This is a genomic window from Geothrix limicola, assembly GCF_030268085.1.
Taxonomy (GTDB): Bacteria; Acidobacteriota; Holophagae; order Holophagales; family Holophagaceae; genus Geothrix; species Geothrix limicola.
Genome location: NZ_BSDE01000001.1, coordinates 576379 through 592027, shown reverse-complemented (window position 1 = coordinate 592027; position 15649 = coordinate 576379). Strand labels below are relative to the sequence as shown.

16 protein-coding genes are annotated in these 15649 nt (G+C 68.1%); 10 read left to right on the top strand and 6 right to left on the bottom strand.

The annotated features are described in order from the left end of the window. Positions 1 to 47: 47 nt before the first annotated feature. The gene (locus QSJ34_RS02500) at positions 48 to 1181 is read left to right on the top strand and encodes a GGDEF domain-containing protein (RefSeq protein WP_285569852.1); all 1134 of its coding nucleotides are present in this window, start codon (positions 48 to 50) and stop codon (positions 1179 to 1181) included. Between the two features lie 7 nt (positions 1182 to 1188). On the opposite strand, the gene QSJ34_RS02495 is transcribed toward QSJ34_RS02500, so the two are convergent. Further along, positions 1189 to 2232 (bottom strand): NAD(P)-dependent alcohol dehydrogenase, encoded by a 1044-nt coding sequence (locus QSJ34_RS02495; protein ID WP_285569850.1) that lies wholly within the window; start codon positions 2230 to 2232, stop codon positions 1189 to 1191. A gap of 106 nt (positions 2233 to 2338) precedes the next feature. Here QSJ34_RS02495 and QSJ34_RS02490 point away from each other — a divergent pair, with 106 nt between their 5' ends. Next, positions 2339 to 2848, top strand: a complete 510-nt coding sequence (locus tag QSJ34_RS02490) for a GNAT family N-acetyltransferase (RefSeq protein WP_285569847.1) — start codon at positions 2339 to 2341, stop codon at positions 2846 to 2848. Positions 2849 to 2857: 9 nt separating this feature from the next. Here the strand turns inward: QSJ34_RS02490 and QSJ34_RS02485 are convergent, their stop codons facing one another. Next, the gene (locus QSJ34_RS02485) at positions 2858 to 3367 is read right to left on the bottom strand and encodes a hypothetical protein (protein ID WP_285569845.1); all 510 of its coding nucleotides are present in this window, start codon (positions 3365 to 3367) and stop codon (positions 2858 to 2860) included. Positions 3368 to 3465: 98 nt separating this feature from the next. Between QSJ34_RS02485 and QSJ34_RS02480 the strand changes: the two genes are divergently transcribed. Further along, positions 3466 to 4035: a thioredoxin family protein gene (locus tag QSJ34_RS02480; protein WP_285569843.1), complete on the top strand. Its 570-nt coding sequence runs from the start codon at positions 3466 to 3468 to the stop codon at positions 4033 to 4035. A 190-nt stretch (positions 4036 to 4225) separates the two neighbouring features. After that, complete coding sequence (locus QSJ34_RS02475; RefSeq protein WP_285569840.1) at positions 4226 to 4852, top strand: outer membrane beta-barrel protein; 627 nt, start codon at positions 4226 to 4228, stop codon at positions 4850 to 4852. A 6-nt stretch (positions 4853 to 4858) separates the two neighbouring features. On the opposite strand, the gene QSJ34_RS02470 is transcribed toward QSJ34_RS02475, so the two are convergent. Further along, positions 4859 to 5656: a TrmH family RNA methyltransferase gene (locus QSJ34_RS02470; RefSeq protein ID WP_285569837.1), complete on the bottom strand. Its 798-nt coding sequence runs from the start codon at positions 5654 to 5656 to the stop codon at positions 4859 to 4861. Positions 5657 to 5687: 31 nt separating this feature from the next. Between QSJ34_RS02470 and QSJ34_RS02465 the strand changes: the two genes are divergently transcribed. The 6 genes from QSJ34_RS02465 to QSJ34_RS02440 all read left to right on the top strand — a co-directional run bounded on the left by QSJ34_RS02465 (position 5688) and on the right by QSJ34_RS02440 (position 12188). Further along, on the top strand, positions 5688 to 6596 hold the full coding sequence (locus QSJ34_RS02465; RefSeq protein ID WP_285569835.1) for a LysR family transcriptional regulator: 909 nt from the start codon (positions 5688 to 5690) through the stop codon (positions 6594 to 6596). 114 nt (positions 6597 to 6710) lie between these two features. Then, complete coding sequence (locus QSJ34_RS02460; RefSeq protein WP_420798819.1) at positions 6711 to 8279, top strand: aromatic amino acid hydroxylase; 1569 nt, start codon at positions 6711 to 6713, stop codon at positions 8277 to 8279. Next, on the top strand, positions 8276 to 8521 hold the full coding sequence (locus QSJ34_RS02455; RefSeq protein ID WP_285569831.1) for a 4a-hydroxytetrahydrobiopterin dehydratase: 246 nt from the start codon (positions 8276 to 8278) through the stop codon (positions 8519 to 8521). Before QSJ34_RS02460 ends, QSJ34_RS02455 begins: the two co-directional genes overlap by 4 nt. Before the next feature lie 70 nt (positions 8522 to 8591). Then, positions 8592 to 9260: a hypothetical protein gene (locus QSJ34_RS02450; protein ID WP_285569827.1), complete on the top strand. Its 669-nt coding sequence runs from the start codon at positions 8592 to 8594 to the stop codon at positions 9258 to 9260. Beyond that, on the top strand, positions 9253 to 10413 hold the full coding sequence (locus tag QSJ34_RS02445) for a cytochrome c biogenesis ResB family protein (RefSeq protein WP_285569825.1): 1161 nt from the start codon (positions 9253 to 9255) through the stop codon (positions 10411 to 10413). The genes QSJ34_RS02450 and QSJ34_RS02445 overlap by 8 nt, the downstream gene beginning before the upstream one ends. A 2-nt stretch (positions 10414 to 10415) precedes the next feature. Further along, a complete protein-coding gene (locus tag QSJ34_RS02440) occupies positions 10416 to 12188 on the top strand; it encodes a cytochrome c biogenesis protein (protein WP_285569822.1) in 1773 nt (590 codons plus the stop codon). A 91-nt stretch (positions 12189 to 12279) separates the two neighbouring features. Here the strand turns inward: QSJ34_RS02440 and QSJ34_RS02435 are convergent, their stop codons facing one another. The 3 genes from QSJ34_RS02435 to murD are packed head-to-tail and all read right to left on the bottom strand — an operon-like array spanning position 12280 to position 15555. Continuing rightward, positions 12280 to 12804, bottom strand: coding sequence for a hypothetical protein (locus QSJ34_RS02435; RefSeq protein ID WP_285569817.1), 525 nt, complete (start codon positions 12802 to 12804; stop codon positions 12280 to 12282). 13 nt (positions 12805 to 12817) lie between these two features. Next, on the bottom strand, positions 12818 to 14230 hold the full coding sequence (locus QSJ34_RS02430) for an FAD-binding oxidoreductase (RefSeq protein ID WP_285569815.1): 1413 nt from the start codon (positions 14228 to 14230) through the stop codon (positions 12818 to 12820). Continuing rightward, positions 14227 to 15555 (bottom strand): UDP-N-acetylmuramoyl-L-alanine--D-glutamate ligase, encoded by a 1329-nt coding sequence (gene murD / locus QSJ34_RS02425; RefSeq protein ID WP_285569813.1) that lies wholly within the window; start codon positions 15553 to 15555, stop codon positions 14227 to 14229. The genes QSJ34_RS02430 and murD overlap by 4 nt, the downstream gene beginning before the upstream one ends. Between the last annotated feature and the right edge of the window lie 94 nt (positions 15556 to 15649).

The window sequence follows — 15649 nt, the reverse complement described above, 5'->3', positions numbered from 1 at the left end:
CGGCGGTGTGAGAATCATCCCCGGCCTCCACGGGGCCGATTAGTCCTGTGGTTCCCGGAGCGCTCCTGCCCATCCACCCGCCAACCCTCGACCTGGTGCTCGTTTGCCTGAGCCTCCAGGCGGCCCTGGCGCTGCGCATCCAGGCCCTCGGCCATCCCCTTGAACGGGGCCTCCGGCAGGCGGGGCTGGCCCTCCTCCTCCAGGCTGCGGGCCTGGGATTCGGGCTGTTCCTGCAGGGCCGCACCCTGCCGGGCCTCCTCTCCAACCTGTGCCTGGCCCTGATCCTCGGCGGCGCCTGCCTCCTGTACGCGGCCCTGCGCCTCTTCTACGGCCGCCGGGTGGGCATCTGGATCTACGCGGCATCCGCCCTTCTGACCCTCCTCGCGGTCAGCCTCGGGCCGGATGGCGCGGAGGCTCGCTTCGGTCCAGCCAGCCTGCTGGTGGGGCTCGTGGCCCTGGCCCTCGCGCGGGAATGCGCACGGAGGACCCGCGACGAGGTCTGGCCCGGTCCCCGCTGGCTATGCGCGTTCCTCTTTCTGTTCCTGAGCCTGGTGGCCATCGGCCGAAGCCTCCTACCGCACCTGGTTCCAGCCGGGTTGTTGAGGTTTGCCGCCCTGGTGGTCTATGGATTCCTGGGCCTCGGCATGACCCTGCTGCTGGCCCAGCGCCTGGAGGCGAGGCAGCGGCGCTTCGCCCAGTCGGACCTGCTCACGGGCCTGCTCAACCGCGGCGGCTTCGAAGCCTACGCGGCCCGGGTGCTCGCCCGCGCCCGCATCCGGGAGCAGTTCACCTCGCTCCTGCTCCTCGATGTGGATCACTTCAGTCAGATCCACCGAGCCCACGGCCACGGGGCCGGGGACCTGGTGCTGGAGACGCTCGGGGACCTGCTGCACCAGCAGCTTCGAGAGCGGGACGGCGCGGGGCGCTACGAAGGCGATGCGTTCGCGGTGCTGCTTTCGGAAACCCATGACTCGTTCGCGCCCCCTGTGGCCGAGCGGATCCGACGCGCGGTGGAGGCCCTGGAGATCGCCTGGGAAGGCCACGCCATTCCCGTCACCGTCAGCATCGGCGTCGTCGGCACGGGCGAATCGGGATCCGACCTGGAGGTCCTGATGCAGACGGCCGGAGAGCGCCTCGCCCGCGCGAAGGCGGGCGGGCGCAACCGGGTGGTGGCGGTCTGAGATCGACCTACAGCGTCTTCATGTCCAGCACGAAGCGGTAGCGGACATCGTTCTTCATCATGCGTTCGTAGGCTTCGTTCACCTGCTGGACGGGGATGAGCTCGATCTCGGAGACGATGCCGTGCTCGGCGCAGAAATCGAGCATCTCCTGGGTCTCCTTGATGCCGCCGATGAGCGAACCCGTCAGCACCTTGTGGCCGAAGATCAGCGATCCTGCCGCAACCGGCGTCGGCTCGGGCGGCACGCCCAGCAGCACCATGGCCCCCTCGAGGCGGAGCAGGCCCAGGTACTTGTTGTAGTCGTGGGGGGCGGAGATGGTGTTGATGATCAGGTCGAACTGGCCCGCCAGCTTCTTGAAGGTGAGGTCTTCCGACGTGAGGCCGAAGTGATGGGCCCCCAGCTTGCGGGCGTCGGCCTCCTTGGCCTTCGAGGTGCTCAGCATGGTGACTTCGGCGCCCATGGCCGCGGCGATCTTGACGGCCATGTGGCCCAGACCGCCCAGGCCCACGACGCCCACCTTGTCCCCCGCCTTGGTCTTGAAGCGGCGCAGGGGCGCATAGGTGGTGATGCCCGCGCAAAGCAGCGGCGCGGCGGCGGCGAGATCGAGCTTGGGCGAGATCTTCAGGGTGAAGGCCTCATCGACCACCACGCTGGAGGAGTAGCCACCGTAGGTGGGCGTCTTCTTGTCCATCTCGAAACCGTTATAGGTGAAGGCCGCGCCCTTCTCGCAGAACTGTTCGAAATTCCGCTGGCAGCTGGGGCAGGTGCGGCAGCTGTCCACCAGGCAGCCCACGCCCGCCAGGTCGCCCACCTGGAAGCCCTTCACGTGGGCCCCCACGGCGGTCACGCGGCCCACGATCTCGTGGCCGGGCACCATGGGGTACTTGGCGCCCCCCCACTCGTCGCGCACCTGGTGGAGGTCCGAATGGCAGATGCCGCAGTAGGCGATCTCGATCTGGATGTCGTGGGGACCCACAGCCCGGCGCTCGACCTGGAAGGGCGCGAGGGGGGCGGAGGCAGAAGCGGCGGCGTAGGCTTTGGCGAGGGTCATGAAGGCTCCTTGGGGAACGGCCTTACCACTCTAGACCAAGGCTCCAGAAGGAACCTCCTGGTGCGTTGCGGTTGGCAGGCCGATCGACTCCGGCGATCCTTGAACCATGACACTCATTCAGACCAAACGCCTGACCATCCGCCTCCTCGCCCTGGAGGACGCGCCTTTCATCTTGCGGCTGCTCAACGAACCGTCCTTCATTGAGAACATCGGCGACAAGGACGTGCGCACCCTCGCGCAGGCCGAGAACTATCTGAGCCAGGGCCCCCTGACCAGCTACGCCGCCCACGGCCACGGCCTGTGGATGGTGCAGCACCGCACCACGGGCAACCCCATGGGCATGTGCGGCCTCATCAAGCGCGACACCCTGCCCGAGCTGGATCTGGGCTACGCCCTCGTTCCCGAGTTCTGGGGGCTGGGATACGGACGGGAAGCCGCGGCCGCCTGCCTGGATTGGGGGCGGAACACGCTGGGGCTGGAGGGCATCCTTGCCATCGTGTCTCCCGGCAACGCCGCGTCCACCCGCCTGCTCGAGTCCCTGGACTTCCGCTTTACCGGCCGAAAAGAGATGGCCCCGGGCAACGAAGTGCTCGTCTACCGCCGCAGCCTGTCCTGAACACCAGCGCTATTGGCGCTGAAGCAGCAGGTACCAGCCGAAGGCCATCAGCAGCGACACCCGCGGATGGGGCAGGCCCGCAGGTCCGAGCCGGACTTCCGCCTGCTCCCGGTGCGGCCAGGGTTCCTTGGGCGGGGGTGGCTCCACGCAGAGGGTGACCAGGCGTTCGCCATCCGCGGCGTAGAAGGACCAGCCGCCGTGGTGCGGCTCTCTCCGCCAGGAATAGGACTCATCCTTGGAAAACCGGAGGAGCCCCCGGCCCAGGAAGGCCGGATGGAATTCGGCCAAGTCCAGCCGCGAACCCTCCTGGCGGATGTAGAACGTGGAGCTGAGGATGCCAGTCTGCAGGAAGGTCCAGGTGCCTTCGCGGGTCTTCGCCGTGGCCAGGGTCCGGCAGAGCGGTTCGAAAACCAGGGTCGCCAGCACCTCGTCCTCGAAGTGCAGCTCATAGCGGGGCTCCTGGGCCACCGGCTCCCGCCATTCCAGGTTCGTGAGGGTGGCTTGCATCAGGGTGTTCATGGCGCCTCCCTTCCGGCGAGACGTGCTCCGCGCCACCCCAAAGGTACGTCCCGGCACGGCGGCCGGCATGGCAGCATCAAAGGACTTCCGGAGGTCCCATGCCCCGACCCGCCATCCTGCCCCTGATCGACTGGAAAGCCGTGTTCGGATCGGGCCTGGACTACGAAGCCTGGCTGGCGGCGGCGGAATCGGCGGAGCAGCGCGACAAGCTCGAAGCCCAGCGCCAGGCCCTGAGGCTGGACCCCGCCGTGGCGGGCTTCCTGGCGGCCCTGCCCCGGCCCGTGCACGTGGTGGCCATCGCCGAGGACTGGTGCGGCGACGTCGTGCGCCACGCGCCCGTCCTGCAGCGCATGGCCGAAGCCGGCCCCGCCCTGAAGGTCCGCTACATCCGCCGCGAACAGCACCCGGAGGTGTTCGCGCGCTTCCTCACCAACGGCGGCGAAGCCATTCCCAAGTTCATCTTCCTCAGCGAAGCCTTCGTGGAATGCGGGAACTGGGGGCCCATGCCCGAAGCCTGCAAGGAACTCATCGCCCGGGGCAAGGCCTGTGGCGACGTGGCGTCGGCGCGGAAGAAGGTCTCCGCCCGCTACGAACTGGACAGCGCCCGCCGGGAGGTGGTGGCCGAACTGCTCCGCCTCGTGGACATCGCCGCGAGCCAGGAACCCTGAAACCGCGGCAGGTTCCAGAGTTCAAAACCGTTTGGAGGCCCGGGATCTAGACCTTTGGTCGGACTGGTTCCGGGCCCTGCCTTGCCTACCCTTGGCTCCATTGAAATCAAGCCTCGGCTTGATTGAGTCCGGGCCCATCGACCCCTCAGGACTTCCCGGGGGAAGGAGCCCAGTTCCAAGGAGGTGAACCGTGGCATTGACACTCCGATCTCTTCGGCCGTTCCTAGGCAAGCTTGGGACAGGCACCCTGGCGACCGCCCTGGGCCTCGCTCTAGCGACCTTGCCCGCCCGCGCCGATAACCCCGATGGCCCCTACCTCGGCGTGGGTTCCGGCCAATTCAAGCTGAACATCCAAAACCTGGATGATGCCGGAACCGCGGCCAATTCCATCCTGCACTCGAGCAACAACGCCCAGAAATACTTCGCGGGCTACCGGTTCAGTCCCAACTGGGCCATCGAAGCCGCCTACATCGACCTCGGCCGCTGCGGGGACCACTTCACGGCGACGGGATCCAACGGCAACTACCGCGTCAACATCAGCGGGTTCTCGCCCGCGCTCATCGGCAGCCTTCCCATCGGCCCCTTCGAACTTTCCGCCAAGATCGGCGAGTACTACTACGACTCCAAACTGCACGTCGATTTCGACGCTGGGCCCGCCATCGAATCCTCCCACCGACGCAATGACCTGCTGTACGGCGGCGGCCTCGGGCTCACCTTCTTCGATCACCTGCATGTGCGCGCGGAATACGAGACCATCGAGCTGCAATCGGCCAAGCACTCCGACGCCTTCTGGCTGAGCGCCGCCTGGCGGTTCTGAGGGCGTCTAACAAGCCCCCGCGTCGCCACCGACCATCCGGAACATCAGGATCGCCCCCGCGGCGGCCACGTTCAGGCTGTCCATGCCCGAGGCCATGGGGATGGCCACGGCGCGGTCGCAGCGGGCCAGCGACGCGTCGTCCAGACCCGTATCCTCGGGCCCCATCACCAGGGCGCAGCGCGGGGCCGGGGACCAGCGGCGGGCATCCTCCGCGCTGGACGTGAGGGCTGCGGCGACGATGTCCGATCCGGGCTCTGCGGCTTTCCATTCCATCAGCAGCTCCCAGGGATCCTCGGCCAGCCAGACGGGAATGCGCCAGACGGCGCCCATGGAGACGCGCACCGTGCGCCGGGTCCACTGGCCCGGTCCGGGCCCGGCCAGCACACCATCCAGACCCAGCGCCGCGGCGCTTCGCAGCAGCAGGCCCAGGTTCTCGCTGTCGTAGAGGCGGGGCAGCACCAGCAGGCGGCGGGCCCCGCGCAGGCTCGCCGGCGGCGGTGGCGCCGGCACCTGGGCGCAGGCCATGAGACCGCGGTGGAAGGGGAATCCCGCCAGATGGGAAAGGGCCGCGGGCTCGGCCGTCAGCAGCTCCGTTCCCGCCGGCAGTCGGTCCCGGATTTCTGCCGCCGCGCTCGTCGTGGCGGCCACGGAGATCACCTTCATACGGCCTGCGCGACCCGCTTCCAGCAGATCCTCGACGAGGATGCGGCCTTCCGCGATGAAGCAGGTTCCGTGTTCCGGATGCTCCCGCGTCCCGGCGAAGCGCAGGTCGCGGTAGGGGTCCCAGGGATCGAAGTCGGCCATGGGTCCAGGTTACAGGCTGTACCCTGATCCCATGTCCCGCAAACTCCCCCGTCACCTCACCTGGCTCGAGGCCTTCGTCGCCGCGGTGGAGACGGGCTCATTGGAAGCCGCGGCCCAGCACCTGGGCGTGGCGCGTTCCGTGGTGAGCGAACATCTGCGGGCCCTGGAGGAGTCCCTCGCGGACGGCGAATCGCTGGTGGAGCGCGGTCCGGGCCGCCGCCTGCGCCTCACGCCCCGGGGCGAGCGGCTCTTCGCCGGGGCCCAGGCCTCCTTCCACCAGCTGGACCTGAAGCGCCTGCGGGACCTGGCCGCGCCCGAGCCCGGCCTGCGGCTCGGCCTGAGTCCCACCCTGTCCGCACTCCTGCTGGCACCCCTGGCCCGCACCGCGGCCCAGCAGGGCCTCAAGCTGGAGGCCGCCTTCGGCGGCGCCCACGAGCTGGTGCGGCAGATCCAGACGCGGCAGTTGGACCTGGCCCTGGGCTTCACGCCCCTGCCGCCCCACCGCGGCGTGGAGTACCGCGTGCTGGCCCGCCTGCCCTTCGTCGTGCTCGCCGCCCCGGCCTGCGGGCTGCCCGCGGCGGCCTCCTTCCTCCGCGTGAAGGATCTGGCGGATAGGCCCTTCGTGGACTGGCTGCGGGACGACCCCTACGGCGGCGCCAATTCGGCGCGGTTCCTGGAGGCCGGCATTGAGGTGCACGAGGTGGCGCGCGTGGAGAGCTTCCTCCAGCTCTATCCCGCCCTGGAGGCCTTCGGCGCCTGCGCCATCGCCCCGGATCTGCGGGTCCTGGGCCCCTTCCCGGAACACCTCCAGGCCTGGCCCCTGAAGGAACGGAAGGCCCAGGCCGTCGAGGTGGTGGCGCTCTGGCCCGCGGGCGGCGCCTCCGCCGCGGCGGAGGCCTGTCTGAAGGCCCTGGCGGGGCATTTGCGGAAACGTCGTTAATCCGACGTTTGGTTCCTAATTTTTGGATTTCCGGCTATCTGTTCTGACACTAGGCTTGGGGAAACCCCGGAGTCCCGCTTGCCCTGCACCATGACCCCCACTCCAACGCCAGCCCTGTCCCCCACGGAACGCGCCATCGCGCGCCTGCCGGCCCACCTGCGCCGCTACGTGGTGGATCAGGACCACGGGTCCTACACGCCCCGCGAACACGCGGTCTGGCGGCACATCCTCCACCGGCTCACGGAGCGCCTGAAGGACACGGCCCACGCCAGCTACCTCTCGGGCCTGGCGGCCACGGGCATCGGCGTGGAGCGCATCCCCAGCCTGGACGAGATGAACGAGAAGCTGGAAACCCTCGGCTGGTCCGCCGTGGGCGTGCGGGGCTTCATCCCGCCCGCCGTGTTCACGGAGCTGCAGTCCCTGGGCGTGCTGGCCATCGCCGCCGACATCCGCAGCCACGAGCACATCGGCTACACGCCCGCGCCCGACATCGTCCACGAAAGCGCGGGGCACGCGCCCATCCTCGCGGACGCGCGCTACGCGCAGTACCTGAAACGCTGCGGCGAGGCGGGTTTCCGCGCCATCGCCTCCGTGGAGGATCAGGCGGTCTACGAGGCCATCCGCAACCTCAGCGTGGTGAAGGAAGATCCCGCGGCCTCGGAAGAGGAGGTGCGGCTGGCGGAGGAACGCCTGCGCGCGGCCTCGGCGAGCCGGCGCTACGTCAGCGAAAGCACGCGGGCCAGCCGCCTCTACTGGTGGACCGCCGAGTACGGCCTCGTGGGCGATCTCGGCCAACCGAAGATCTACGGTGCGGGGCTGCTGAGCAGCCTGGGCGAAGCGGCCCACTGCCTGACGGAGGCCGTCGCCAAAGTGCCCCTCAGCCTGGTCTGCGCCGACACCGAGTACGACATCACCCAGATGCAGCCCCAGCTCTTCGTGGCCCGGGATTTTGATCACCTCTTCGACGTGCTGAAGGCCTTCGAGGCCACGATGGCCTGGCGCCTCGGCGGCGACCACGGACTGGAGGAGGCCCTGCGGGCCCGCACCGTGAACCACCTGGTTCTGGACGGGGGCGTGGAACTCACGGGCAAGGTGGTGGCCCGCATTCCGGCCCGCGGCGCGCTGGCGCCGGGCCTTTCCACGGCCCTGGCGCGCCTGGAGGGCCCCATCCAGGTTTCCCGGAACGGCCAAGCCCAGGACCGTCCCTGGCCCGGAGAAGCCCTCGTTGCCTTCGGGAGCGGCGCCCTGCCCCACCGCGGCGCCTTCAGCCTGGACCTGCCCTCGGGCCTCTTCCTCACGGGCTTCCGCGTGGGTGAGCACGAGGTGATCAACCTGCGGGGCCACCAGGACGGCCGCCCCCTCGACCTGCCCAGCTGGGCCCTGCTCTTCCTCAGCGAGGGTCTGCCCTCCTTGGCCGGGGGACCCGCCGATCCGGGCGCCTGGGACGCCTGGTTCGGGGATCACTCAGCCATGGGCGAAGGCGAGGCCGAGGCCCAGGCCCGGGACCGCAAGGCCGCTTCCCTCTCCTCGGAGGTGGCCGGGCTCTACCTTGAGGTGAGGGCCCTGCGGGAAGCGCAGAAACCAGATTCTGCGCGTCTCCAGGCCCTCAAGACGCGCGCGATGGATCACCCCGAAGAATGGCTGCTGCAGGCCGAACTGGCCGAACTGGAGACGATGCGATGAGCTGGATCGAGCAGGATGGCGCCCTGGTGCGGACCTTCAAGACCCCGGACTTCATGACGGCCTACCGCCTCGTGAGCGCCGTGGTGGAGCCCGCCGAAGCCCTGAACCACCATCCCGACCTCCGCTTCGGGTGGGGCTATGTCGAAATCCGGCTCACCACCCACGACGCCGGTGGCATCACCGAGCAGGATCATCAGTTGGCACAGCGAATCGACGCGGCGGTTCGTCCTTTCGGTCTATAGAGATATGCCCAAGGTCACCTGTTTCCGCCCCGGAAGGTCCGGTAATCTTGAAGGTCTCACGAGGAATCCCTTGCCGAACCCTCCGAACACCTTCCGTCGATCGAACCTCCTCCCCGGAACCGGGGCGCTGCTCGTGAGCCTCGGGCTGCTGGCCCTGGGAACAGGCTGTCAGCGGGACCAGGTGGCCCACTACCGCGTTCCCAGGGAAGCCACCTCCGGCCACCCGGATCACCCGGGCCACGCCGAAGAGGCCATGCCCTCTGAAGGGATGTCTGCCGGCATGGGCCAGGACGCCTCCAACGTGCCGCCGCCGCCCACGCCCAAGGGCGCGCTGAAGTGGTCCCTGCCCAAGGGCTGGCGCGAAGAGGCCGGTGGTGGCATGCGCTTCGCCACCTTCAAGGCCCCCTTCGAAGGCAAGCTCGAAGCTACGGTGGTGGTGCTTCCCGGGCCCGCGGGCGGTGAGTTGGCCAACGTCAACCGCTGGCGCGGCCAGATCGGCCTGCCCCCCATGGACGAGGCCGGATTGGCCAAGGGCCGCACGGTGCTCAAGACCAAGGCCGGCGCCCTGAATGTCTACGACTTCATGAGCGAGGGCCAGGCCAAGAGCCGCATGGTTGCAGGCTACATCAGCACTCCCGACGGCAACACCTGGTTCCTGAAGATGACCGGGGATGCCGCTCCCGTGGCCAAGGCCAAGTCTGATTTCATGACCATCCTGGGGAGTGTCCGCCTTGATTAAGACCATCGCTTCCCGGATCGGGGCTTTCTTCAAGTCCTTCCAGCTCACCATCGTCCTGCTCGTGCTCCTCATGTGCCTGGTGGTGCTCTGCACCCTGGCGCAGGTGGAAATGGGCACCCAGGGCGCGGTCAACGCCTACATGCGCAGCTTCGTCGTGATGAAGCACTTCTCGGCCCTGCCCTTCCCCCTGCCCGTGTTCCCCGGCGGCGCGCTCGTGGGCCTCTTCCTCACGTTGAACCTCATCGCCAAGACCCTGGACATCAAGCTCAGCTGGCAGAAGGCCGGCATGTGGCTCGTCCACGCGGGTCTCGTGATCCTCTTCGCCGGTGAATTCGTCGCCGGCATGATGCAGGTGGACACCAACATGTCCATCGAGGTGGGCCAGACCGTCAACTACGTGTCGAGCTACAAGAACACCGAGCTGGCCATCATCGACGTCACCGATCCCACCTGGGACGAGGTCTACTCGGTGCCGGACACGCTGCTCGCCAAGGGCGGCCCCATCGCCATCCCCGGCACGCCGATCACGCTCAACGTGAAACAGTTCTTCCCCAATGCCGAACTGAGCAACCTGCCGCCCGGCGCGCCGCCCTCCATGGCCACCGCGGGCGTGGGCCCCGGCGTCGCCATCGTGGAAAAGCCGCTGGTCTCCGCCGACAACGAAATGAACCAGGCCTCTGCTTTCGTCGAGCCCATGGCCGGTGGCCGCAGCTACGGCACCTGGCTGGTCTCCGTGGCCCTGGGAGCGCCCCAGTCCTTCATCCACGAGGGGCACAACTACGTCCTGACCATGCGCCTGCGCCGCCAGTACCTGCCCTACGCGTTCACGCTGAAGCAGTTCAAGCACGACGTCTATCCCGGCACCGACATCCCCAAGAACTTCTCGAGCCTGGTGCAGGTGGTCAATCCGTCGCGGCAGGAATCCCGCGAAGTGCTGATCTACATGAACCAGCCGCTGCGGTACGAAGGCAAGACCTTCTACCAGGCGAGCTTTGGGAAAAACGACACCCTGTCCATCCTTTCCGTGGTTGAAAATCCCGGCTGGCTTCTCCCCTATGTGTCGTGCGTGCTGGTCTCCCTGGGCCTGCTCGTGCACTTCGCCATCGTCCTGCGTCGCTCGCTGAAGCGCCGCCAGGACAAGAAGGAGGGCTGATCATGACCTTCGTGAAGAAATACCTCGCCTGGGGCGCCGGCATCTTCGCCCTGCTCATCGCGCTCTTCGTCGCTCTGCCCGGCGGCAAGGCCCGCGGCTTCGATGTCAGTGGCTTCGGCAACCTGCCCATTCTCGAAGGCGGCCGCGTCAAGCCGCTGGATTCGCTGGCCCGCAATTCCCTCCTGGTGATCCACAGCCGCCAGGGCTTCCGTCACCAGGGCCGCATGGTGGGCCCCGACGAATGGATCCTGGATGTCATGTTCCGCCCCCAGGTGGCGGACCAACAGGCCATCTTCGTCATCGATGATCCGGATGTCATCGGCCTCATCGGCGCCCAGCAGAAGCAGAACCGGAACTACTTCAGCTTCGCGGATCTCTCTTCCCACCTCGACGAGATCCAGAAGCAGGCTTCCAATGCGCAGCAGAAGAAGCCTCAGACCCGTTCGCGTTTCGAATCGGCCATTTCGAACCTCTTCGACCGCGTCTACCTCTACTACAAGCTGCGCAACACCCTGCAACTCGCGGGTTCGCCCGGCCTGGGCTGGGAGATCCAGTCCCTCGGCACGGCCGAAGCGCCCCTGCGCCACCAGGACCTCATCCAGCTGGCCCACTTCCGCATCCTGCCTCCTACCGCCGGCGCGAATCCCGATGCCTGGCAGAGCGTGGGTCAGGCCCTCAGCGCCGCCCAGTCCGGCGTCCCGCTCCACCCCGGCCTGGCGCCCCTCGCCAAGATGAACGCGGCCTATGTCGCCAATGACGCCGCCGCCTTCAACCAGGCCCTGCATGAGATGAATTCCGTGGTCTCCACGCTGAAGCCCGGCGCCCTCGACCACGCGACCAACGAGGTTATCTTCAACCGGGCCCAGCCCTTCTTCGTGGGCCTGTCGATCTACTTCGTGGCTTTCCTGACGCTTTGCATCTCCTGGATCTACAAGCCCGACCTCCTGCGCCCCACGGCCTACGCGCTGCTTGTGTCGGGCGCCATCGTGCACACGCTGGGCCTGGCCGCCCGCATCATCCTGCAGGGCCGTCCTCCGGTCACCAACCTCTACTCCTCGGCCATCTTCGTGGGCTGGGGTGCCGTGATCCTCGGCCTCATCGTCGAGCGGATGTACCGCAAGGGCTTCGGCACCGCCGTCGCCTCCCTGGCGGGCTTCGCCACCCTCATCGTGGCCCAGAACCTGGGCACCGAAGGCGACACCATGGAGATGATGCGCGCCGTGCTGGATTCCAACTTCTGGCTCGCCACCCACGTCGTGACCATCACCATCGGCTATTCGGGCACCTTCCTCGCCGGCGCCATCGCCATCGCCTACGCCCTGCGCAAGCACATCGTCGGCAAGGCGGATCCCGAGACCGAGAAGGCCCTGGTGGACATGGCCTACGGCATCATCTGCTTCTCGCTCTTCTTCAGCTTCGTCGGCACCGTGCTGGGCGGAATCTGGGCCGACCAGTCCTGGGGGCGCTTCTGGGGCTGGGATCCCAAGGAGAACGGTGCGCTGCTCATCGTGCTCTGGAACGCCGTCATCCTCCACGCCCGCTGGGCCGGCTACGTGCGCGAGCGCGGCACCATGGTGATGGCCATCTTCGGCAACATGATCACCGCCGCCTCCTGGTTCGGCGTGAACCTCCTCGGCGTGGGGCTCCACGCCTATGGTTTCACCGACAGCGGCTTCTGGTGGCTTGTGGGCTTCTGGGCCACCCAGCTCGTCTTCATGGGCATCTGCTACGCCCCGGCGAGGTTCTGGATGGAGAAGCCCCACGCGAAGGCCTGAGGCGCTCGGAGTTCCCCGAACGCATGCACGACAAGACAAAACGGGCTCCCAACGGGAGCCTGTTTTGCATCCAGGAACCGCGATGGCGCGATCACTTCACCTTGCGCGTAACGGCCTCGAGGTAGGTGGCGAAGGCTTCGGGCTTGTTGGGCGGGGCGATCTCGAAGCGCAGGTTGACGAGGCTCTCCGACTTCCTCAAGTAGGTGAGGCGGAAACGCGGGCCGGGACCGGGTTCGCTGGTGAAGGCGACACCGTCGGGCGTCGCGGAAAGGATGTAGCGGATGACGTGGCCTTCGTTGTCGACGTAGAAGGCCTTGAGCTGCCCGCCTTCCAAAAAGACCGTCATCTGGTCCTCGTGGTGGGAGGCGGGACGTCCACCGCCTGCGGGCGAATCGGCGTAACTCCGACGGGTCAGGACCTGGCCTCCAAGCTCGAACTGGAAGGTCGCGGCCCCCGAGGACTGGCCCGGTCGCCCGCCGCCCTCGCCCACCCACTCGCCCGCCAGGAACCGCACCGGACCGAAGGGATCAGTCGCAGGCGCCGGGACCGAAGCGGGAGCGGGTGCCTGTGCTCCGAGGGAAGTGATGAGGGCCAGGGACAGGAGCGTGCTTCGCATGTGAGCCTCCGAATCAATCGAGCCGGGTGGTGCCCAGGATGCCCTCGGGATCCAGGTGCCGTTTCAGGGCACCGCTCACCGAACGTACGCTGAGCGGCGTATAGGCCTCGTAGAACCGCTGGTTGTGCGGTCCCACGCCATGCTCGGCGCTGTAGCTCCCGTCGAAATCCTTCACGGCGAGGTCGTAGATCCGCTGCTGGAGTTCGGGCACGAGCTCGCTGGCTGGGCGCGGCGCGCCGGCTTCCGTCCACACCAGGTTCAGGTGTGTGCCGCCGTCCCCCCAGTGGCCGAAATCGCAGCAGCGGACGAAGGGATAGTCGGAGGCGAGCAGCGCCCGGGCCGCCTCCGTGAAGGCCGCCATGCGGCTGCGGGGCACGCTGATGTCGAAGGCCAGGACCTTGCCTTCCTGGCGCAGGCTTTCGCTCACGTGGTGGCGGATGGCCCAGAGATCCTCCGCACGGCCCATGAACACGTCCGTGATCGCCTCGCCGGCCTCGGTCTCCAGGAAGGCGCCGAGGCGCTCCTCTAGCAGGCCCGGAAGGTCCAGGGCGGCGGCGGGAAGGGTCGAGGCCAGCTCCACCAGGGCCGTGTACGCCGGCGGTTCTGCGGCGCCGTAGGGATTGCGGAGGCCCTCGTGATGGGCGAACACCGGCTTCAGGGCCTGGGCGCTGATGACTTCGAAGGCCGTGAAGACATCGGCCAGATCCCGTTCCAGCGAGCGCAGGAGGAGCAGCGCGGCCTCCCCCGAGGCGCAGCCCACGAGGGCCGTGGCCTGCTGCACGGGCACGGGCACCACCTGGAGCACGGCCCCCGTGATGACGCCCAGCACCCCGCTGGTGCCCACGAAGAGCTGCTTCAGATCCAGCCCGGTGTTGTTCTTCCGAAGCTGGTTCATGGCGTCGAGCACGGTGCCGTCGGCTTGCACCACCTCGACTCCCAGCAGGTTGTGCCGCACGTCCCCGTACTTCAGCAGGCGCGTGCCGCCGGTGTTCGTGGCGATCATGCCGCCGATGGAAGGATCGGCGCCTAGGTCGATGGGGAACATCAGGCCGTGGGCCTTCAGCGCCTCGTTCAGGGCACTGAGCAGCAGGCCGCCATCCACCTTGGCCGTGCGATTGATGGGATCGACCTCCAGCCGGCGGTTGAGCCGTTCCAGGCTCAGCACCACCATGCCGCCGCCGGCATCCGGCGTAGAGGCGCCCACCAGGCCCGTGTTCGCGCCCTGGGGCACCACGCGCACGCCCGCGCCGTGACAGGCGGCGAGGGTCGCGGCCACCTGGGCCGTGGTTCCCGGGCGCGCCACCAGCAGGGCCCGGCCCTTGCCGTAGCGCCAGCCCTCCTCGTAGCGCACCAGATCCTCGGGATCGGTGAGGACGGCGTCGTCGCCGAGCAGGCTACGCAAGACCTGGACGAGGGCTCCGCTCATGACCGGCTCCAGGTCCGCACAAGGGCTTCGAACCGATCCCCCCGCTGCTCGAAGTTGTCGAACTGATCGAAGCTCGCGCAGGCGGGACTGAGCAGCACCTGGTCGCCGGCTCGGGCCAGCGAGAGCGCCGCGTGGACGGCATCGTCGAAACGCGGCACCACGTCGTGGGGCAGATCGCCCAGATCCCGGGTGAGCTGCGGGATGGCCTCGCCGAGGAAGACGAGCCGACGCAGCTTGCCCGCCAGGGCCTCGCGCAGGGGCTCGTAGCTGGCGCCCTTGTCGGTGCCGCCGAGCAGCAGCACGAGGGGCCCAGGGAGCGCGCGGAGGGCCGTCAGCGTGGCATCCACGTTGGTGCCCTTGGAATCGTTGTAGGCCTTCACGCCGCCCTTCTCGCCGCAGAAGGCGATGCGGTGAGCCAGGCCGGGATAGCTCATCAAGCCCTCGCGGATGCCGTCGAGGGAGGCCCCCGCATGGCTGGCGAGCAGGCTGGCCGCCAGGGCATTCTCCACATTGTGATCGCCGGGAATGCGCAGCTGTGCCCGCGACAGCAGCGGCTGGCCGTGCAGGTGCAGGCCGCCGGATCCATCGCACCAGGCCTCGCAAGCCGACCATCCGAACCGCGCCGTCCGGCCCTTGCCCGGCGCATCCGCCCACCATTCGGGATGGGCCATGGGTACCACGCGCAGATCCTCGGCCCTCTGGCCTTCGAAGATCCGCAGCTTCGTCTTCCGGTAGGTCTCCATGTCGCCGTGGCGGGCCAGATGATCAGGGGTGAGGTTGAGGAAGGCCGCGCCTTCGGCGTGGAAGGCCAGGGTCGATTCCAGCTGGTAGCTGCTCAGCTCCACCACGAAGGCCGTGGCCGCCGGCGCCGCGAGCACCGCGTCGATCACGGGCGTGCCCAGGTTGCCGCAGGCGACCGCCGGCAGGCCCGACACCTTCATCAGGTGGGCCGCCAAATCGGTCGTCGTGCTCTTTCCGTTGGTGCCGGTCACGGCGAGCACGCGGCTGCCGTCGTTGCGCTCACGGATCACCCGATGCGCCACTTCCACTTCGCCGATCACTGGAATGCCGCGCCTCAGCGCTTCCGCCACGAAGGGCGCCGTCCGCGGAATGCCGGGGCTGATGACGAGCTCGCTGCATGCCTCCAATAGTGCGAAAGGATGATCCCCCCATACACCCGGAATGCCCGCCTTGGCCAACTCGACTTCCAGGACCCCATCCGGGTCGGGCCGACTGTCTGTGAGGACAACGGGGTGTCCCTGCGCGGCGAAGTAGCGCGCGGCTGCGAGGCCCGACTTCCCTGCCCCCATGACCACGGTGCGCATGTTGCCTCCCCTTCCAGACTAGAAGGCCGGAGGTGGATTCGAAAGCCCCCAGCTGGCCCCGCAAGCTCCGGGACACCGCCTCGCCCCCGCGCTA

Bases quoted from the DNA above. Each gene is read 5' to 3' on its own strand.
- QSJ34_RS02495 (WP_285569850.1), bottom strand. From the start codon at position 2,232: ATGACCCTCGCCAAAGCCTACGCCGCCGCTTCTGCCTCCGCCCCCCTC.
- QSJ34_RS02490 (WP_285569847.1), top strand. From the start codon at position 2,339: ATGACACTCATTCAGACCAAACGCCTGACCATCCGCCTCCTCGCCCTG.
- QSJ34_RS02485 (WP_285569845.1), bottom strand. From the start codon at position 3,367: ATGAACACCCTGATGCAAGCCACCCTCACGAACCTGGAATGGCGGGAG.
- QSJ34_RS02480 (WP_285569843.1), top strand. From the start codon at position 3,466: ATGCCCCGACCCGCCATCCTGCCCCTGATCGACTGGAAAGCCGTGTTC.
- QSJ34_RS02470 (WP_285569837.1), bottom strand. From the start codon at position 5,656: ATGGCCGACTTCGATCCCTGGGACCCCTACCGCGACCTGCGCTTCGCC.
- QSJ34_RS02465 (WP_285569835.1), top strand. From the start codon at position 5,688: ATGTCCCGCAAACTCCCCCGTCACCTCACCTGGCTCGAGGCCTTCGTC.
- QSJ34_RS02455 (WP_285569831.1), top strand. From the start codon at position 8,276: ATGAGCTGGATCGAGCAGGATGGCGCCCTGGTGCGGACCTTCAAGACC.
- QSJ34_RS02440 (WP_285569822.1), top strand. From the start codon at position 10,416: ATGACCTTCGTGAAGAAATACCTCGCCTGGGGCGCCGGCATCTTCGCC.
- QSJ34_RS02435 (WP_285569817.1), bottom strand. From the start codon at position 12,804: ATGCGAAGCACGCTCCTGTCCCTGGCCCTCATCACTTCCCTCGGAGCA.
- QSJ34_RS02430 (WP_285569815.1), bottom strand. From the start codon at position 14,230: ATGAGCGGAGCCCTCGTCCAGGTCTTGCGTAGCCTGCTCGGCGACGAC.
- murD (WP_285569813.1), bottom strand. From the start codon at position 15,555: ATGCGCACCGTGGTCATGGGGGCAGGGAAGTCGGGCCTCGCAGCCGCG.